A 17,365-nucleotide genomic window follows, 5' to 3' on the forward strand; every position below is an offset into this window, starting at 1 on the left:
AGTTAATTGAATTACTCATCCGGCTGCTTGGTTCGAAGATCCACATATGGCCAGTAATGGTGCCCTACTCGAATCAAAAGTGTTGCCGCTGCTAAGATAAACGCTGCAACAGACAACCAAACGATGAGTACTGCATCCAACTCTTTCATGCCTAACGTGATGTAACGGGCTATTGCCATCATCGCGATATAGATTGGGTATCGAACCGGGATCTTACCGTTCATCACAAACTGCTGAACCATCGCCAACACTTCTAAATAGATGAACATCAGTAGAATATCGGTCAACTGGACTCGGCGTTCAGCAAAAACATGCATGAACTCTTCGACCATCGCAAACAAGGTCGCGAGCGTGATCGCCACCAGCAATACCGCTTCCATAATGTGAAATACTTTTAAAAACGGCTTACTAAAAGATTTAGGTAAGTGAGAAGGCATAGTCACTCTTCAAAAAATAATTAATCCAGTCTCTACATTAGCATGCATCTATATAAGTCGCGCACTCTCAAAGCATCGACTTTAGAATGACGCCATCAATTAACGATTAGCTAAGCTTGCAGATACAGATACAGATACAGATACAGATACAAAAATGGCCCCACATTCACTGCAGAGCCATCGACTTGTTTTTTTACTTAGCTACTTTCTAGTGGCTAACTAACCTTACAACAGAATCAGGTACGTTAAGAACACCACACACAGCCCGTAGATCAATGGGTGCACTTCTTTGCGCTTACCTGCCACAACCATCGTGAATGCGTAGCTGATGAAGCCCATCGCCATGCCGTTTGCTGGAGAGAAGCTTAGAACGGTGAACATAATGGTAAAGAAGGCTGCAATGCGTGACTCTTTCTTTTCCCAGTTAATCTGACCAAGACGACCCACCATGTAGATGCCTACCACAACCATCGCAGGCGCGACCATTGCCGCTGAGAAGATAGAGAAGATTGGGTATAGGAATAGAGACACTAGGAATAGGCCAGCCACCATGACTGCCGCTAAACCTGTTTTCGCACCTTGAGAAGAAGCAATACCCGATTCAGAGAAAGCAGTGATCGATGTGGTACCAAGAATCGAACCAATCACCGTACCGCCCGCATCTGCCACTAGCGCCGATTTCGCGTTTGGCACCTTACCGTCTTTGTCGATGATGCCCGCATCGCGGCCAACGCCGACAATCGTGCTCAAACCATCAAAGAAATCGACAATCAGGAAGATAAGTACGATGAACAACAAATCGAACATTTTCTCAGGCGTAAAAGCAGAGAAATCAAAGATAGCGCCAAAGCTGCCCGCCATACTTGGGGGCATTGAAAAGAATTGGTCTGGGATGGGTGCGTTTGATGTGCCCATGAATACATCAGCAAGAATGGTCAGCGCGATAGCAGAAACGAACGAGATGAAGGTTGCTAGTTTAATGTCACGAACCATACAGCCCAATGCGATGAAGATACTCACATAAGCGATAATCACCTTCGGATCGGAAATGTCACCTAAGCCAACCAGTACGAACGGGTTAGAAACGATGATCCCCGCATTCTTAAGGCCTAAGAAAGCAATGAACAAGCCGAGAGAGACAGTAATCGCCAACTTCAAATCTTCAGGAATCGATTCAATCATCGACTTACGGATATTGGTCAATGAGAAAGCAAGATAAAGAATACCCGATAGGAAGATGCCAAATAATGCTTCATTCCAAAGTACCGCTACTGAACCACTTAACAATAAACCTTTGAAGAAGCCATTCATGCTCATGCCAGGTGCTAGCATGACTGGATAGTTACCCCAAATGCCCATGATAAGCGTTGCAATAGCAGCAGAAAGAGCGGTCGCCGTAAAGACTGCACCTTTGTCCATTCCCGGAATGCCACCCAAAATTGCTGGGTTAACCGCCAAGATATAACTCATCGCTAAAAAGGTAATAAAACCTGCGTATAGCTCAGTGCTGATCGTGGTCTTTCTCTCTGAGAGTTTGAACATGGTGTCAAGTGAGCCAGATGTCTTCTGGGCTTTCAGGGTGGAGTCGGTATTCACAACAAAACCTATGTATTAAATTAAGAAATTTGAGATTCAAATGCTGTGAGAATAGAGGGATCTCTACACTAAAAACTGTAGTCACCAAGGTAGGCTCGGTAGTAGAAACATCTAGACCTTTTTACTAGACATATACAGCATTTAATCGTTTGCGCGGATTGTAAGGATTGAGATTAAAACTTCAACAAATTTTATCGAGATCACATAAAAAAGTGAATATGACGAGTCATTACATTTATACAACGATCCTTAGCAAGATCATTCTCCAATAAATAACGATCAAGTCAGTTGTTCTCAATCATCTAAATATGCTACTCTTCGCCTCCATTTTTCTGACCTAATTTTCACCAATTGTCTCTATTAGTTTCACTCGTTATCTCTTTATAGATGTAACCACCGGAACAATGAGTAGATGCACCACCGGAACAAAAATTAGGGTCAGTGCTATCTTTTATAGTGTCGGGTTATCACCTTCACTCAATCCAACCAACAGTGGAATTATACAGATGGGCAAAGGTACTCTTTACATCGTATCTGCACCTAGTGGCGCAGGTAAGTCGAGCTTGATCTCAGCAATGCTAGAAACCAATCCAACCTACGCAATGAAGGTATCTGTTTCACACACCACTCGCGGTATGCGCCCTGGTGAAGAAAATGGTGTTCACTACCACTTCGTAGAGAAGCATCATTTTGAAGACCTTATTGGTAAAGGTGAGTTCCTAGAATACGCTGAAGTATTCGGCAACTACTACGGTACTTCACGCGTTTGGATTGAAGAAAACCTAGACCGCGGTATCGATGTATTCCTCGATATCGACTGGCAAGGTGCTCGTCAGATCCGTGAACAAATGCCTCAAGCGAAGAGTGTCTTCATTCTTCCACCGTCAAATGGTGAGCTAGAGCGTCGTTTGAATGTTCGCGGTCAAGATAGCGACGAAGTTATTGCGAAACGCATGAGCGAAGCAAAATCAGAAATTTCTCACTATGCAGAATATGATTATGTGATCGTGAATGATGACTTTGATGCAGCCTTAATGGACTTCAGAGCAATCATTCGTGCGGAGCGCTTAAAAGAAGATAAGCAAGCAGCTAAATACAGCGGCATGCTTACTGCTTTATTAGCGGAATAATCTAGATCCCCTAGATTTTCCATTGAGATAAGTATACGGTGAGCTAGAAAGTCTCTAGTTAAACTTGTATACTTTCTCGTCATCTAAAATTTATTAGTTAATTACTATTTGGAGTCCTCATGGCACGCGTAACTGTTCAAGACGCTGTTGAAAAAGTTGGCAACCGTTTCGACCTAGTTCTTATTGCGGCTCGCCGCGCACGTCAAATGCAAACTGGCGGCAAAGATTCACTAGTGCCTGAAGAAAACGATAAGCCAACGGTTATCGCTCTTCGCGAAATCGAAGAAGGTCTTATCACTAAAGACGTACTAGATGCTCGTGAGCGTCAAGAGCAACAAGAGCAAGAAGCGGCTGAACTTGCAGCAGTAAGCAGCATCGCGCACACTCGATAGCTCATATTCGCTGATAGAATCAACGTCATTCGAACTAATTAACCTTCCGGGCCTTTAATTTGTATCTATTCGATAGCCTCAAAGACGTTGCCCAAGAATACCTAACAGAGCCTCAAATTGAGGCTCTGCGTCAATCTTATGTGGTAGCGAGAGACGCCCATGAAGGGCAAACCCGTTCAACGGGTGAACCATACATTATCCACCCTGTAGCGGTTTCAAGAATCCTGGCAGAAATGCGTCTGGATATCGAAACTCTGCAAGCAGCCCTACTCCACGATGTAATTGAAGATACTGAAGTTACAAAAGAGGAGCTAGAAGCTCAATTCGGCAATACCGTTGCTGAATTGGTTGATGGTGTATCTAAGCTGGATAAGCTTAAATTTCGTGATCGCAAAGAAGCGCAAGCAGAGAACTTCCGTAAGATGGTTCTCGCTATGGTGCAAGACATCCGCGTTATCTTGATCAAATTAGCTGACCGTACTCACAACATGCGTACGCTTGGGGCACTTCGTCCTGATAAAAAGCGTCGTATTGCTCGTGAAACCCTCGAAATTTATTCTCCGCTAGCTCACCGTCTTGGTATTCATAACATCAAGACCGAACTAGAAGAGCTGGGCTTCGAAGCCCTTTATCCTAACCGTTATCGCGTCCTGAAAAACGTAGTGAAAGCTGCGCGTGGTAACCGTAAGGAGATGATCCAACGTATCCATAGCGAAATCGAAGGCCGCCTTGAAGAAGTCGGTTTGCCTGCTCGCGTACTTGGTCGTGAAAAGAACCTGTTCTCCATCTATAACAAGATGAAAACCAAAGAGCAGCGCTTCCACACCATTATGGACATCTACGCTTTCCGCGTAGTGGTTGATACCCCAGATACTTGCTATCGCGTACTTGGTCAGGCTCACAGCCTGTACAAGCCTCGTCCTGGCCGCATGAAAGACTATATTGCGGTACCAAAAGCCAACGGCTACCAATCTCTGCACACGTCAATGATCGGCCCTCACGGGGTGCCTGTTGAGGTCCAGATCCGTACGGAAGATATGGAGCAAATGGCAGATAAAGGTGTCGCGGCACACTGGTCTTACAAAGGCAATGGCTCACGCAGTAGCAACGGGACAACCGCACAGGTTAAAGCACAACGTTGGATGCAGAGCTTACTTGAGCTGCAACAAAGCGCAGGGAACTCATTCGAATTCATTGAAAACGTTAAATCTGATCTGTTCCCAGATGAGATCTTCGTATTCACGCCGAAAGGTCGCATTGTCGAACTTCCAGCAGGTGCAACAGCGGTCGACTTTGCTTACGCGGTACATACCGACGTCGGCAACATGTGTGTAGGGGCTCGTGTCGACATGAACCCTTACCCACTCAGCAAGTCGCTGAAGAATGGCCAAACCATTGAGATCATCAGTGCTCCGGGCGCACGTCCAAATGCAGCATGGCTCAACTACGTGGTGACCTCACGTGCGCGTACGAAGATCCGTCAGGTTCTGAAAACGATGCGTCGTGAAGAGTCGATTACCCTTGGCCGTCGCCTACTGAACCATGCACTTGGTGAACACTCTATTGCCGATGTCGGTCAAGAGAATATCGAACATGTACTGTCAGACTTACGCTTAGAAAACGTTGAAGACTTGCTAGCATCGATTGGTCTTGGTGAACTGATGAGTATCGTTATTGCTCGTCGTTTACTAGGTGATGCTGACGAACTGACTGAAGTAGTAAACAACAGCGATACGCCGAGGAAGAAATTGCCTATCCGTGGCGCTGAAGGCCTGCTACTAACGTTCGCTAACTGTTGTCACCCGATTCCAGATGATCACATCATAGCCCATGTATCTCCAGGTCGTGGCCTTGTGGTGCACCGTGAAACGTGTCCAAACGTTCGTGGTTACCAGAAAGAACCGGATAAATACATGGCGGTTGAATGGTCTGACGATTACAACCAAGAGTTCACCGCTGAACTTCAGGTCGAATTGCAGAACCATCAAGGTGCACTGGCTGAGCTAACTAACGTTATCTCGAAAACAGGCTCGAACATTCACGGTATCTCAACCGAAGAACGTGACGGACGCTTGTACACAGTAACTATCTTGTTGACCACTAAAGATCGAGTTCATTTAGCGAGCATTATGAAGAAGCTACGTGTGATGCCACACGCGCTCAAAGTAAGACGTCGTAAGAACTAACGTTCGAACTTGTTAGCAGCTTTGCTAAGAATTTAAATCCCCTTAATGCTTTATCGCTTAAGGGGATTTTTTATGTCTGCAATCCTAGAATTTCCCCTCACTTCATGCTATTCATGCCTGTACAAAAATCCAGTAAAATGCTTGAATAGATTATCTCTCTTACGTTTATGAGCCTTGTTATGTCACAGCTTTTATCTGCTATCCCTCTCAACTCTTTATCTGGAGTCGGCGCAAAAGTCGCAGAGAAACTGGAAAAGGTTGGGCTTAACAACGTACAAGATCTGCTTTTTCACCTGCCTTTGCGCTACGAAGATAGAACACGTATCTACCCAATCGTAAAACTGCACGCGGGCTTATGGGCTGCAGTGCAAGGCAAGGTAATGCATGTCGATACCATTTTCGGTAAACGTAAGATGCTCGCAGTAAAGATCAGCGATGGTAACGGCACTATTACCCTACGCTTTTTCAACTTCACCGCAGGTATGAAGAATAACTTTGCCGAAGGCAAACAAGTGCATGCCTATGGTGAGATCAAGCGCGGTAACATGGGGCTTGAGATCGTCCATCCAGACTACAAATTCTTTGCTCCTAGGCAACAGCCAGATGTTGAAGCTAACCTAACTCCGGTGTATCCAACCACCGAAGGGCTAAGACAAGTCACGCTGCGTAACCTTACCGACCAAGCGTTAGAGCTAATCGACAAAGCCGCAGTGAATGAGCTGCTACCATCAGGTTTATACGATCACCAAATTACCCTCGCACAAGCACTGCATACCATTCATAGACCGCCACCAGGAATCGACCTAGAGTTGTTTGATGAAGGTAAACACCCTGCGCAGCTACGCCTGATTATGGAAGAGCTACTGGCTCAGAACTTATCGATGCTGTCTGTTCGTAGTAAGGGGCAACAAGACAAAGCGATGCCTTTTCCTCCAGTAAATACTCTTAAAGATAAGCTACTCGCTCAGTTACCGTTCTCGCCAACCAATGCACAAGCACGGGTCACCAAAGAGATCGAAGCTGACCTTGAAAAGCCGCACCCAATGATGCGTTTAGTTCAGGGCGATGTAGGCTCAGGTAAAACTTTGGTCGCTGCGCTTGCGGCTGTTCGCGCACTCGAACACGGTCAACAAGTTGCGCTAATGGCACCCACCGAATTGCTTGCGGAACAACACGCGATCAACTTTGCTAACTGGTTTGAGGCGATGGGCATTCAAGTTGGGTGGCTAGCAGGCAAACTCAAAGGCAAAGCTCGCGAAACCGAGCTCGTTCGTATTGCCAGTGGTGAAGCACAAATGGTGGTCGGTACTCATGCTTTGTTCCAAGAACATGTCGAGTTCAAAAACCTTGGCTTAGTAATCATTGATGAGCAGCACCGATTTGGCGTCCACCAGCGATTAGAGCTGCGTGAGAAAGGTGCAAAGCAAGGTTATTACCCACACCAATTAGTCATGACGGCAACACCGATTCCACGAACGTTAGCGATGACGGCCTATGCCGACCTCGAAACCTCAATTATTGATGAGTTGCCACCGGGTCGAACACCAATTCAAACCGTGGCGATTCCTGATACCAAGCGGGATGACATTGTCGAACGTGTGAAAAATGCGTGTCTTAATGAAGGCAAACAAGCCTATTGGGTATGTACGCTGATTGATGAGTCCGAAGTATTAGAAGCTCAAGCTGCGGCTGATACTGCTGAAGAGCTGCAACGCAAACTGCCTGACGTCAAAATTGGTCTCGTGCACGGCCGAATGAAGCCAGCCGAGAAGCAAGCAGTAATGCAGGAATTCAAAGAGAACAAACTGCATTTGTTGGTCGCGACTACCGTGATTGAAGTAGGTGTGGATGTGCCTAATTCGAGCTTAATGATCATCGAGAATCCAGAGCGTCTTGGCCTAGCACAACTGCACCAACTACGAGGCCGTGTTGGCCGTGGTTCAGTCGCAAGCCATTGTGTACTGCTGTATCACTCGCCACTGTCTAAAACCGCTCAGAAGCGCTTAGGTGTGCTGCGTGAAAGTAACGATGGCTTTGTTATTGCTCAGCGTGATTTAGAGATTCGTGGCCCCGGTGAACTACTTGGAACGAAGCAAACGGGCTTGGCAGACTTTAAGATTGCTGACTTGGTACGAGACCAACGTTTGATCCCTGAAGTGCAGCGTATTGCGCGTCATATTCACGATAGCTACCCAGATAACGCCAAGGCGATCATCAACCGCTGGTTGGGTGAACGCGATGTTTATTCCAAGGCTTAGCTAACGCTGAGACCGCATAAAAAACAAAAAGGCTTCCCTTCAAGGAAGCCTTTTTACTGTGCGCTACTCTCATCAAGCAAGAGCGAGATTCCCTATTCGTTCGTTCCTCACGATAGGGAATGACGATCAAAATAAACTTCCGTCATCAAGGTCCATGGTTAGCAATTCGTCATCCCCGAGAGGGAAGAATGACCGAGTCAGGGATCTCTTAACCATTCCCCGAACCGAACTTATCGTCGGCACACGGACCGATAATAACTAGGGCTTAACAGGGAAACTGATCTGCGCCTTCAAGCCACCTTCACTGCGGTTATTGACCACAACGGCACCTTGATGCTGACTGACAATACGTTTCACAATTGCCAAGCCTAAACCTGTCCCTTCACTGCCTCGAGCGGTATCACCACGCGTGAACGGTTCAAACAACTTCCCAATTTGATCCTGCGGGATACCTGGGCCATTATCTTCCACCGTTACCCAAGCCAGTTTGTTATCCGCAGTCATGCCAGTCGATACCTTGACCCAGCCATTACCGTAGCGCAGCGCGTTCACCACCAAGTTACTCACCGCACGCTTCATCGCGATCGGGTTACCTATCGCAGGTTTCATGGTTTCTGGAATATCAGTTTCAATCTGGACCTCATAGCCACCTTCAGAGCTAGAGACCTCGCGCGCAATATCGTCAACAAACACCGCTTGGAATGAATCTCGATCAACTGGCTTTAAATAGTCCATAAACTGGCTGATGATCTCGTTACACTCTTCAGTATCACTGATGATCCCTTCCGCTAAGTAACTGTCTTCTGGCGACATCATCTCGGTCGCTAAGCGAATACGCGTTAACGGAGTACGTAAATCATGACTGATACCTGCCATCAACAAAGCGCGGTCTTCTTCGAGTTCTTGGATACCTTTCGACATCTGATTAAAGGCTCGGGTTACCGAGCGAATCTCTTGCGCACCTTGTACTGGTAAGGGCGGTGGAATATCACCTCGCCCAACACCTTGCGCGGCTTTCTCTAGGGCTATCAACGGCCGATTTTGCAAGCGGATAAACAGCCACCCACCAGCAACAATCAACAACGCCATGATCAGGCTGTTACGAAATAGAGGCGCAAAGTCTTCTTCTTGGAGCTCAGACAGGGGAATACGAATCAAGGAGTTAGGCAACTGCGCAATGTCCATCCACAACACGTAACTTTCTTTGCCCAAAACCAATCGCACTTCGGTCTCAGAGCCGAGCTCTTTGGTCATTTCCTCACTCATTAGGTCTATCGCGACCGCATGGTAGTACTCGCCCGCAGCTTCACTGTCCTTGGCATGAACCGTAACCCCGAGCTGCTCAAGTACCCGCTGACGCAGTGGCGCATCAATCTCGATATCGCTGCCTTGGTCCAATACTAGGTTTAGCTCATGTGCCAATATCTTATTAAACTGCTGCAAACTCGGCATCAAAGCGTAGTTAAACACCGCGTAATACGAAAAGATTTGGCTAGCAACCAACAGGGTTAAGAAGAGCACTATCGACTGAGTAAAGGAGCTACGTATGCGCATAGAAGACCTAAAGTGAGGGATGATAAAGGGATATAGTGGGAACTATAGCTGTAAACCATTGTGCTGAATATAAAACGGGCCATCGCATATTAATGAGATGACCCGTAAATAAAGAATTCTGAATCACAGAACAAGCAAAGCTAGATTACACAGCTTTGCCATCTGGAACGAATACATAACCCAAGCCCCACACCGTTTGGATATAACGAGGTTTGCTTGGATCTTCTTCTACTAGACGACGCAAACGCGAAATCTGAACATCGATAGAACGTTCCATTGCTGAATATTCACGGCCACGCGCCATGTTCATCAGCTTATCGCGAGACATTGGCTCACGAGCGTTAGTGACCAGTGACTTAAGAACCGCAAATTCACCAGAGGTAAGAGGCATAGGCTCTTCACCGCGGAACATTTCACGTGTACCTAGGTTTAGGCGGAACTCACCAAACTCAACCACAGACTCTTCTGTGCTTGGCGCGCCCGGTGCTTCAATCACTTGGCGACGCATTACCGCTTTGATACGAGCAAGCAGTTCACGCGGGTTAAATGGTTTTGGCAGGTAATCATCAGCACCCACTTCCAAACCCACAATGCGATCCACTTCGTCACCCTTTGCGGTCAGCATCAGAATTGGTAGCGAGTTGTTTGCGTTTCTTAGACGACGACAGATCGAAAGACCGTCTTCGCCCGGCAACATTAAATCCAATACCATCAAGTGAAAGTTTTCACGGGTTAACAGGCGGTCCATCTGCTCACTGTTTGCCACGCTACGCACTTGAAAGCCTTGCTCTGACAGATAGCGTTCTAGCAGTGCACGTAAACGAGCATCGTCATCGACCACTAAAATTTTGTAGTTTTCTTGCATGTAATGGTTCCACCTATTAAAGCTTAAACCTAAGGTTAAGCATTCTTGGTAAATTGTATATTGGTATAAGACATTAAAAATGTAACATTATTGAGGGAAAAGTCGCCTAAATAATTGTTAACGTATGTTGCCTTTCTATATATTCTATCTTAGATCATCATTTCATTAAGTCAGATTTATGAAAACCAAACTTATCACCCGCGAAGGTTATAACAAGCTCAAAGCAGAACATGACCACTTATGGCACGAGAAGCGTCCAGAAATAACCAAAATAGTCACATGGGCTGCAAGCCTTGGAGATCGTTCAGAAAACGCAGATTACACCTTCAATAAGCGTTTACTTCGTCAAATAGATCGCCGAGTACGTTTCCTGCGTAAGTTCCTACCTGATGTCACGATCGTTGATTATTCTCCGCAACAAGAAGGTAAGGTATTTTTCGGTGCTTGGGTGGAAATTGAGAATGATGATGGGGAAATTAAGAAGTTTCGCATTGTCGGTCCTGAAGAGATCTACGGCGATGCCAAAGGCTATATCTCTATCGACTCACCTATGGCTAGAGCTTTGCTTAAAAAGGAAGTCGACGATGAGTTCGAGGTGAAGACCCCGGAAGGCATAAAAGAATGGTTTATCAATTCGATTCGCTACGCAGACGACGAATAATCAAACCTAATAAACACTTAGCGATGAGCTGAGTGTTCAAGCAAACCCAAACTCCAGATAAAAGAAAACCCCGCTAGGCTTGCGCCTGGCGGGGTTAAGTCTCTATCGCAGCAATCCGGCTACTGTTTATCTCTTCGAGATAAGGTGCTCCCTGCATCTGTCCTTGATAGTGGCTAAATCCTTTAACCAATTTCCTTTTTGTTCATCGCCATCCTAGCGGTGTCCATTCTAGCCTGTCATCCTGACTGGCGAATCTCATCCAGAGATTATTACTTCCTTGCTGACCACTCATCCTAAGTAATCAAATCTTCATCCTGAAGATACCTAGTCCATTAGGCTTTTTCCTGTTCCTGCCAACTCCCTGTCGACAAGTTAAATATTACGGTATTTGGGCGAGTTTCCTAGATAGTCCCAAAAAACATTTCAGGTGAGAAATACGCATCAAAACATCATGTAATTAAAAATCAACAACTTACAATTAAATTAAGACATATTGACAGGTTTAAGGCGACTTAGGCTTACATCACGTGTGAGAGATCTCGCACAAAGCGGATATCACAAACGGAAATTCGACTTCTGACACGATAATTACACAGCCAAAGCTAGAAAAAGCGTACGCTCACCCCCATGTATTTGTCATGATATTAAATAAGAGATTCATCGGATGAGCCAAGCTATCTGTCGACTGATTGCTGAAGAACTGAATGTTCGTTCAGAGCAAGTCATCGCCGCAGTCAACCTAATTGACGACGGTAACACCGTTCCCTTTATTGCCCGCTACCGTAAAGAAGTCACGGGTGGCTTAGACGATACCCAACTACGTAACCTTGATAGTCGCCTTTCATACCTTCGCGAACTTGACGATCGCCGCCAAACGATCCTGAAGTCGATTCAAGACCAAGGCAAACTCACGCCAGAATTAGAGCGTGATATCACTCAAGCCGACAGCAAGACGCGCCTAGAAGATCTATACCTGCCATACAAACCAAAGCGTCGTACCAAAGGTCAGATCGCAATCGAAGCAGGCTTAGAGCCACTTGCCGATACACTTTGGAATGAACCACAGCACGATCCTGAAACCGAAGCCGCTAACTTCATCAGCAGCGATAAAGGCATTGCTGATACTAAAGCCGCACTCGATGGGGCACGTGCAATCGTGATGGAGCGTATTGCAGAAGACGCAAACCTACTTGAAAAGATTCGCCAACATCTAACACGCAACTCTGAGCTCGTTTCACGTGTCGTGGCAGGCAAAGAGCAAGCTGGCGAGAAATTCAAAGACTACTTCGAACATAACGAAACGCTAAACAAAGTACCTTCACACCGTGCGTTAGCCATGTTGCGAGGTCGAAATGAAGGCTTCCTAACGTTGGCAATGAATGCTGACCCAGAACAAGAAGAAGGTGTACGCGGTTCTTACTGCGAGAACATCATCTCTGATCACTACGGTATTACCCTAAGCAGCGCACCTGCAGATACATGGCGTAAGCAAGTGATTAGCTGGGCATGGCGCATCAAGGTTTCTATGCACATGGAAACTGAGCTTATGGGCGCGATGAAAGAACGCGGTGAAATCGAAGCGATTGAGGTGTTCGCAACCAACCTTAAAGACTTGTTGATGGCGGCGCCTGCTGGCCCTCGTGCAACCTTAGGCTTGGATCCGGGTTTACGTACTGGTTCGAAAATCGCCGTGGTGGATTCAACCGGTAAGGTTCTGGCAACAGAGACTATTTACCCTCACCCACCGCAAAAGCAATACGAAAAGTCAGCTCATATTGTTGAGCAAATGGTTCGTCAATACAATGTTGATTTGATTGCGATTGGTAACGGCACGGCTTCACGCGAAACAGACAGCTTTGTTGCTGATGTGATTAAGCGTGGCAACCTTACAGCACAGAAAATCATTGTTAGCGAAGCAGGCGCATCGGTTTATTCAGCGTCTGAGCTAGCGGCGAAAGAATTCCCGAATATGGATGTATCGATTCGTGGTGCGGTGTCTATTGCTCGTCGTCTGCAAGATCCACTGGCAGAACTAGTTAAGATTGACCCTAAATCGATCGGTGTGGGCCAATACCAACACGATGTGAGCCAAACCATGCTCGCTAAGCGCCTAGATGCGATTGTCGAAGACTGTGTAAACGCGGTTGGTGTTGATGTGAATACCGCCTCTGCAGCGCTTCTGACTCGTGTTGCTGGTCTCTCTAACACCATCGCTCAGAACATCGTAGATTACCGCGATGAAAATGGTCGCTTTGAAGCGCGTACTACGCTGAAAAAAGTGGCTCGTTTAGGGCCAAAAGCCTTTGAACAGTGTGCTGGCTTCCTACGTATCATGGATGGTAAGAACCCTCTAGACGCATCTTCGGTTCACCCAGAAGCTTACCCACTGGTGAAAACCATCGCCGAGAAGAACCACAAAGACATCAAGTCTCTGGTGGGTAATACAGACTTCTTACGTGGTTTACATGCGGTTGATTACACCAATGAGAACTTCGGTGTACCAACCGTAACCGACATAATCAAGGAGCTGGATAAGCCGGGTCGAGATCCTCGTCCTGAATTCAAGACAGCAACCTTCGCCGATGGCGTAAATAGCATGTCTGACCTAGAACCCGGCATGATCTTAGAAGGTGTAGTGTCGAACGTAGCTAACTTTGGTGCGTTCGTTGATATTGGTGTCCACCAAGACGGCTTAGTGCATATTTCAGCGCTAACCGATCGCTTTGTCTCTGACCCACGAGAAGTAGTTAAAGCAGGTGACATCGTGAAAGTGAAGGTAATGGAAGTCGATGTTCAACGTAAACGCATTGCACTAAGCATGCGTATGAAAGATGAACCCGGCCAAGACAACCGTGCACAACGTTCAAGTGCACCTCGCACACAAAACCGTCCGAATCAAAATTCGCAAGGTGGACAACGCCGTCGTGAGGAACTGCAACAAAACGCGGCGATGGGTGGTGCTTTTGCCGCTGCTTTTGCAAAAGCGAAAAAGTAATCCGTTAGCGCATCTGAAAAACTGATGTGCTGAAAACAGAAAACCTGCATCCCTTAGGGTATGCAGGTTTTTTTATTATGTGTTCAAAAAAGACATCGAAGTTTAATCGAATCATGAATCTGCGATTCATAGTACGACCAGCATCTCTGATGGAGCATGAGGCGCAACAGCATGACCATAATGATATTTTATGACCTTACGTCGTTTCTCCATCTGTCCCTCTTGAATCGCCGCATCTAAAACATGCTTTGGCAGGCGGAAACGCATGGTATAGCCCTTTCCTTGATCAGCACTGTATGTTCTCAGTGCTAATAAGCTGAATAGCCTGTCAAAAGGATCTTGTGGCTCTTCATGGCTAACCGAATTGGCCTCTGACTCGTTCTCCATTTCATAACCTGGATGGTCTGAAGGATCCCAAGCCGACTGCTGCCTTCGTTTATCGTCTGATTTTACCTTACGCTCTGCATTGGTTCTCGCCAATGCTACTGCGGGAGCAACAGGCTCTCGGACTCTATTATCACGCGCAACTTGCTCTGTTTGCACATTAACGGACGGGGCGATCAGTGGCACACTTACTGCAGTTGCAGGTGACACAATCATCGCGAACTCTCCTCAAGAATCGCCCATCGCTATAGCCATAACACTGGTGTGCCGAGTAAGCACAACAGGCATAGCCCAACTTACCGCAATCAACTCTGGAGAGAGTTAGGTCTGAGTATCATGCAACATGTTGGTTAGGTTATATATCGACCAAGCCAGCGATAAATTTAGCGATTATTTTTGCGCGAAGCTAACTAGTTCACTGCAAAAGGCATCGGCTTCTGTCATAAACGGGGCATGTGAAGACTGCGTGAAGATATATTGTTCGGTATGAGGCAGCGCGCTACCCAGATCTTTTGCTACTTTGATTGGCACCAATCCATCCAGTCTCCCGTACAAGCGCAGCATAGGCACAGAGATTTGCGGCAGTTGTTCACGGAGGTCAACGTCTGACAGCATTTTCAAACCCGCTAACAAAGAATCAGGATTCGGTAGCGGACGAGACAGCACCGCTTGCTTGAGCTGTTTGACATCTTGTCTTGCAGAAGGGCTGCCCATGGCTTGCAGTGCCATAAAGCGTTCGATGGTGGTTTGGAAATCTTCAACTAGCTGTTCGGTGAATGCGCTTAATACGTTTGGCTGAATGCCTCGCCATAACACCGGCTCTTTTGCCGCGGCGAATTTAGGAGAACTGGCAACAGTCACCAATTTGCTTACGTAATCGGAATGATGCAACGCCATGTGCGTCGCGACCAAGCCTCCGAGTGACCAACCAACCCAAATAGCTTGCTTGGGCGCGTCGGCCAATAGTTGCTGAGCTATCTCTTCAAGATCTTGAGCGTGGCAGTGCGCGCTGTGTCCATACCCTGGTAAATCGACAACATGCACTCGAAAATCAGCTTGTAATGCATCAACGGTTTGTTGCCATACCGCACCGTTCATTCCCCAGCCGTGGACCAGAACCAAATCAGGCCCTTGCCCAGAAACATGCCAATATAACGTGTCACTCATTCTCGATATTCCCTACTTTTTCCATCAGCGATAATCCGCGCTTTTCAGTATTGTGAGCAAAAGGAACACCCTAACCCAAAAGCATCGCAAGCTATGTTATCTGATTGGCTACAAAAACACACACCACGTCTGGTCACACCTCAATGCCATCTGTGCAAGCTAGATAAGTCGCACAGTGATGCTCACCCTCGATGGTGTGATTCTTGTCTTAATCTCTTTGAGTCAGTTCCTCGCTGCCAACGATGTGGTTTAAAAACACTGCTCACAATAGAGCAGTGCGGACAGTGTTTATCTCAACCTCCACCTTGGCATCGTCTCTATTGCGTTGGGGATTACACCTTTCCAACAGCACGTTACATTCAACAAATGAAGTACGCCGATAAGTTTTGGTTTGCACGCGATCTGACAAAGTTATTGGCTTCACGTATCGAGCACCCTGCTCCGCTGATCACCAGTGTCCCTTTGCATTGGCGTCGATATATTCATCGTGGCTTTAATCAAAGTCAGCTGCTTGCTAATTACACAGCTCAAGAACTTGGCGTTGAAGCTGAGGTGCTGTTCCGTCGAATTCGCTCAACGGCTTCTCAGCAAGGGCTGACTAAATCCGCACGATTACACAATCTAAAGAGCGCTTTTACGCTTCGAAAACAAGACTTTCAAGGAGCTATCCCTTCTCACGTCGCGATAATTGATGATGTTGTAACCACAGGCAGTACAGTGTATCAATTATGCCAATTACTACTTGAAGTGGGCGTGAAAAGGATTGATATTTACTGCATCTGCCGCACTCCTGAGCCCTCTGGATAGAAGCTGTGAATCGCTACTTGTACAGCAATCCAACAAAAAAGGGCTGAATTACAAGTCTGACAGGAGTAGAATGGCGCTAATAACCTACAAATCTACTCAGGTATTCGTCGTGTCAAATATTACTATTACAGAAACAGCTCAAACTCACTTTGCCAATCTGCTGTCACAGCAGCCTGAAGGTACAAACATTCGTGTGTTCGTGGTAAACCCAGGCACACAAAACGCTGAGTGTGGTGTTTCTTACTGCCCAACAGATGCTATCGAAGCGTCTGACACTAAGCTTTCTTTCGACGCTTTTTCGGCATACGTAGATGAGTTAAGCCTACCATTCCTAGACGAAGCTGAGATTGACTTCGTGACTGACAAAATGGGCTCTCAACTAACGCTTAAAGCACCAAACGCTAAAATGCGTAAAGTATCAGACGACGCAACTCTGATAGAGCGTGTTGAGTATGCAATCCAAACCCAAGTGAACCCACAGCTTGCTGGCCACGGCGGTCACGTTAGCCTAGTAGAGATCACTGAAGAAGGTGCTGCTATCGTTGCATTCGGCGGTGGTTGTAACGGTTGTTCAATGGTTGATGTAACGCTAAAAGAAGGCATCGAGAAAGAACTTCTTCAACAATTCGAAGGTGAATTGACAGCTGTTCGTGATGCCACTGAACACGATCGTGGTGAGCACTCTTACTACTAATCACTTTACGACTAAGCACTCATACAGTCTTAGCCAGTAGATAGTTAAAGATTCAATCAAAAGGTTGATGCGCAAGCATCAACCTTTTTTTGTGTTTAAAACAGCAAAGCACTTTCGAACCGTCTATTTCTCGTTCAATGCCAATAATAGTGGGGCGTTACCATTTGCAGTAAGGTATTCAAGTGATCGCAATCGGTTCCTGCTCCAATAATTCTAGGATATGAAAACTAGGATCTAGG

General features: G+C 46.5%; 14 protein-coding genes and 1 riboswitch. Of the genes, 8 read left to right on the top strand and 6 right to left on the bottom strand.

Annotated features, from left to right (window positions below):
• Positions 1–11 precede the first annotated feature (11 nt).
• Complete coding sequence (locus tag K08M4_RS14115) at positions 12–437, bottom strand: phosphate-starvation-inducible protein PsiE (RefSeq protein WP_009848000.1); 426 nt, start codon at positions 435–437, stop codon at positions 12–14.
• 225 nt (positions 438–662) lie between these two features.
• On the bottom strand, positions 663–2,033 hold the full coding sequence (locus tag K08M4_RS14120) for an NCS2 family permease (RefSeq protein ID WP_086050253.1): 1,371 nt from the start codon (positions 2,031–2,033) through the stop codon (positions 663–665).
• Between the two features lie 58 nt (positions 2,034–2,091).
• Positions 2,092–2,191, bottom strand: a riboswitch (purine riboswitch).
• A 348-nt stretch (positions 2,192–2,539) separates the two neighbouring features.
• On the opposite strand from K08M4_RS14120, the gene gmk reads away from it, so the two are divergent.
• The 4 genes from gmk to recG all read left to right on the top strand — a co-directional run bounded on the left by gmk (position 2,540) and on the right by recG (position 7,999).
• Complete coding sequence (gene gmk, locus K08M4_RS14125) at positions 2,540–3,163, top strand: guanylate kinase (protein ID WP_048661314.1); 624 nt, start codon at positions 2,540–2,542, stop codon at positions 3,161–3,163.
• Positions 3,164–3,282: 119 nt separating this feature from the next.
• Positions 3,283–3,555 carry a DNA-directed RNA polymerase subunit omega gene (gene rpoZ, locus K08M4_RS14130; RefSeq protein ID WP_009848003.1) on the top strand — a complete coding sequence of 91 codons (273 nt, stop codon included), beginning with the start codon at positions 3,283–3,285 and terminating at the stop codon, positions 3,553–3,555.
• A gap of 59 nt (positions 3,556–3,614) precedes the next feature.
• On the top strand, positions 3,615–5,741 hold the full coding sequence (gene spoT, locus K08M4_RS14135) for a bifunctional GTP diphosphokinase/guanosine-3',5'-bis pyrophosphate 3'-pyrophosphohydrolase (RefSeq protein ID WP_086050254.1): 2,127 nt from the start codon (positions 3,615–3,617) through the stop codon (positions 5,739–5,741).
• A gap of 179 nt (positions 5,742–5,920) precedes the next feature.
• Complete coding sequence (gene recG, locus K08M4_RS14140; protein WP_010433624.1) at positions 5,921–7,999, top strand: ATP-dependent DNA helicase RecG; 2,079 nt, start codon at positions 5,921–5,923, stop codon at positions 7,997–7,999.
• A 258-nt stretch (positions 8,000–8,257) separates the two neighbouring features.
• Here the strand turns inward: recG and envZ are convergent, their stop codons facing one another.
• Together envZ and ompR are read right to left on the bottom strand one after the other, a co-directional pair.
• Positions 8,258–9,553, bottom strand: coding sequence for a two-component system sensor histidine kinase EnvZ (gene envZ / locus K08M4_RS14145; RefSeq protein ID WP_086050255.1), 1,296 nt, complete (start codon positions 9,551–9,553; stop codon positions 8,258–8,260).
• Between the two features lie 145 nt (positions 9,554–9,698).
• Positions 9,699–10,418, bottom strand: coding sequence for an osmolarity response regulator transcription factor OmpR (gene ompR, locus K08M4_RS14150; RefSeq protein WP_009848007.1), 720 nt, complete (start codon positions 10,416–10,418; stop codon positions 9,699–9,701).
• A 178-nt stretch (positions 10,419–10,596) separates the two neighbouring features.
• Between ompR and greB the strand changes: the two genes are divergently transcribed.
• Positions 10,597–11,079: a transcription elongation factor GreB gene (gene greB / locus K08M4_RS14155; protein WP_086050256.1), complete on the top strand. Its 483-nt coding sequence runs from the start codon at positions 10,597–10,599 to the stop codon at positions 11,077–11,079.
• Positions 11,080–11,743: 664 nt separating this feature from the next.
• A complete protein-coding gene (locus tag K08M4_RS14160; RefSeq protein WP_086050257.1) occupies positions 11,744–14,074 on the top strand; it encodes a Tex family protein in 2,331 nt (776 codons plus the stop codon).
• A 126-nt stretch (positions 14,075–14,200) separates the two neighbouring features.
• Here the strand turns inward: K08M4_RS14160 and K08M4_RS14165 are convergent, their stop codons facing one another.
• Positions 14,201–14,674 (bottom strand): ATP-dependent Lon protease, encoded by a 474-nt coding sequence (locus K08M4_RS14165; RefSeq protein WP_086050258.1) that lies wholly within the window; start codon positions 14,672–14,674, stop codon positions 14,201–14,203.
• A 174-nt stretch (positions 14,675–14,848) separates the two neighbouring features.
• Positions 14,849–15,625 (bottom strand): pimeloyl-ACP methyl ester esterase BioH, encoded by a 777-nt coding sequence (gene bioH, locus K08M4_RS14170; RefSeq protein ID WP_086050259.1) that lies wholly within the window; start codon positions 15,623–15,625, stop codon positions 14,849–14,851.
• Positions 15,626–15,718: 93 nt separating this feature from the next.
• On the opposite strand from bioH, the gene K08M4_RS22140 reads away from it, so the two are divergent.
• A complete protein-coding gene (locus tag K08M4_RS22140) occupies positions 15,719–16,432 on the top strand; it encodes a ComF family protein (RefSeq protein ID WP_198299300.1) in 714 nt (237 codons plus the stop codon).
• A 109-nt stretch (positions 16,433–16,541) separates the two neighbouring features.
• Positions 16,542–17,126, top strand: a complete 585-nt coding sequence (gene nfuA, locus K08M4_RS14180; protein WP_004735612.1) for a Fe-S biogenesis protein NfuA — start codon at positions 16,542–16,544, stop codon at positions 17,124–17,126.
• Positions 17,127–17,365: the final 239 nt, after the last annotated feature.

Source organism: Vibrio syngnathi (assembly GCF_002119525.1).
Classification (GTDB): Bacteria; Pseudomonadota; Gammaproteobacteria; order Enterobacterales; family Vibrionaceae; genus Vibrio; species Vibrio syngnathi.

Coding starts and splice junctions, on each gene's coding strand:
- K08M4_RS14115 (WP_009848000.1), bottom strand. CDS start 437: ATGCCTTCTCACTTACCTAAATCTTTTAGTAAGCCGTTTTTAAAAGTA.
- gmk (WP_048661314.1), top strand. CDS start 2,540: ATGGGCAAAGGTACTCTTTACATCGTATCTGCACCTAGTGGCGCAGGT.
- rpoZ (WP_009848003.1), top strand. CDS start 3,283: ATGGCACGCGTAACTGTTCAAGACGCTGTTGAAAAAGTTGGCAACCGT.
- recG (WP_010433624.1), top strand. CDS start 5,921: ATGTCACAGCTTTTATCTGCTATCCCTCTCAACTCTTTATCTGGAGTC.
- envZ (WP_086050255.1), bottom strand. CDS start 9,553: ATGCGCATACGTAGCTCCTTTACTCAGTCGATAGTGCTCTTCTTAACC.
- ompR (WP_009848007.1), bottom strand. CDS start 10,418: ATGCAAGAAAACTACAAAATTTTAGTGGTCGATGACGATGCTCGTTTA.
- greB (WP_086050256.1), top strand. CDS start 10,597: ATGAAAACCAAACTTATCACCCGCGAAGGTTATAACAAGCTCAAAGCA.
- K08M4_RS14160 (WP_086050257.1), top strand. CDS start 11,744: ATGAGCCAAGCTATCTGTCGACTGATTGCTGAAGAACTGAATGTTCGT.
- K08M4_RS14165 (WP_086050258.1), bottom strand. CDS start 14,674: ATGATTGTGTCACCTGCAACTGCAGTAAGTGTGCCACTGATCGCCCCG.
- bioH (WP_086050259.1), bottom strand. CDS start 15,625: ATGAGTGACACGTTATATTGGCATGTTTCTGGGCAAGGGCCTGATTTG.
- K08M4_RS22140 (WP_198299300.1), top strand. CDS start 15,719: ATGTTATCTGATTGGCTACAAAAACACACACCACGTCTGGTCACACCT.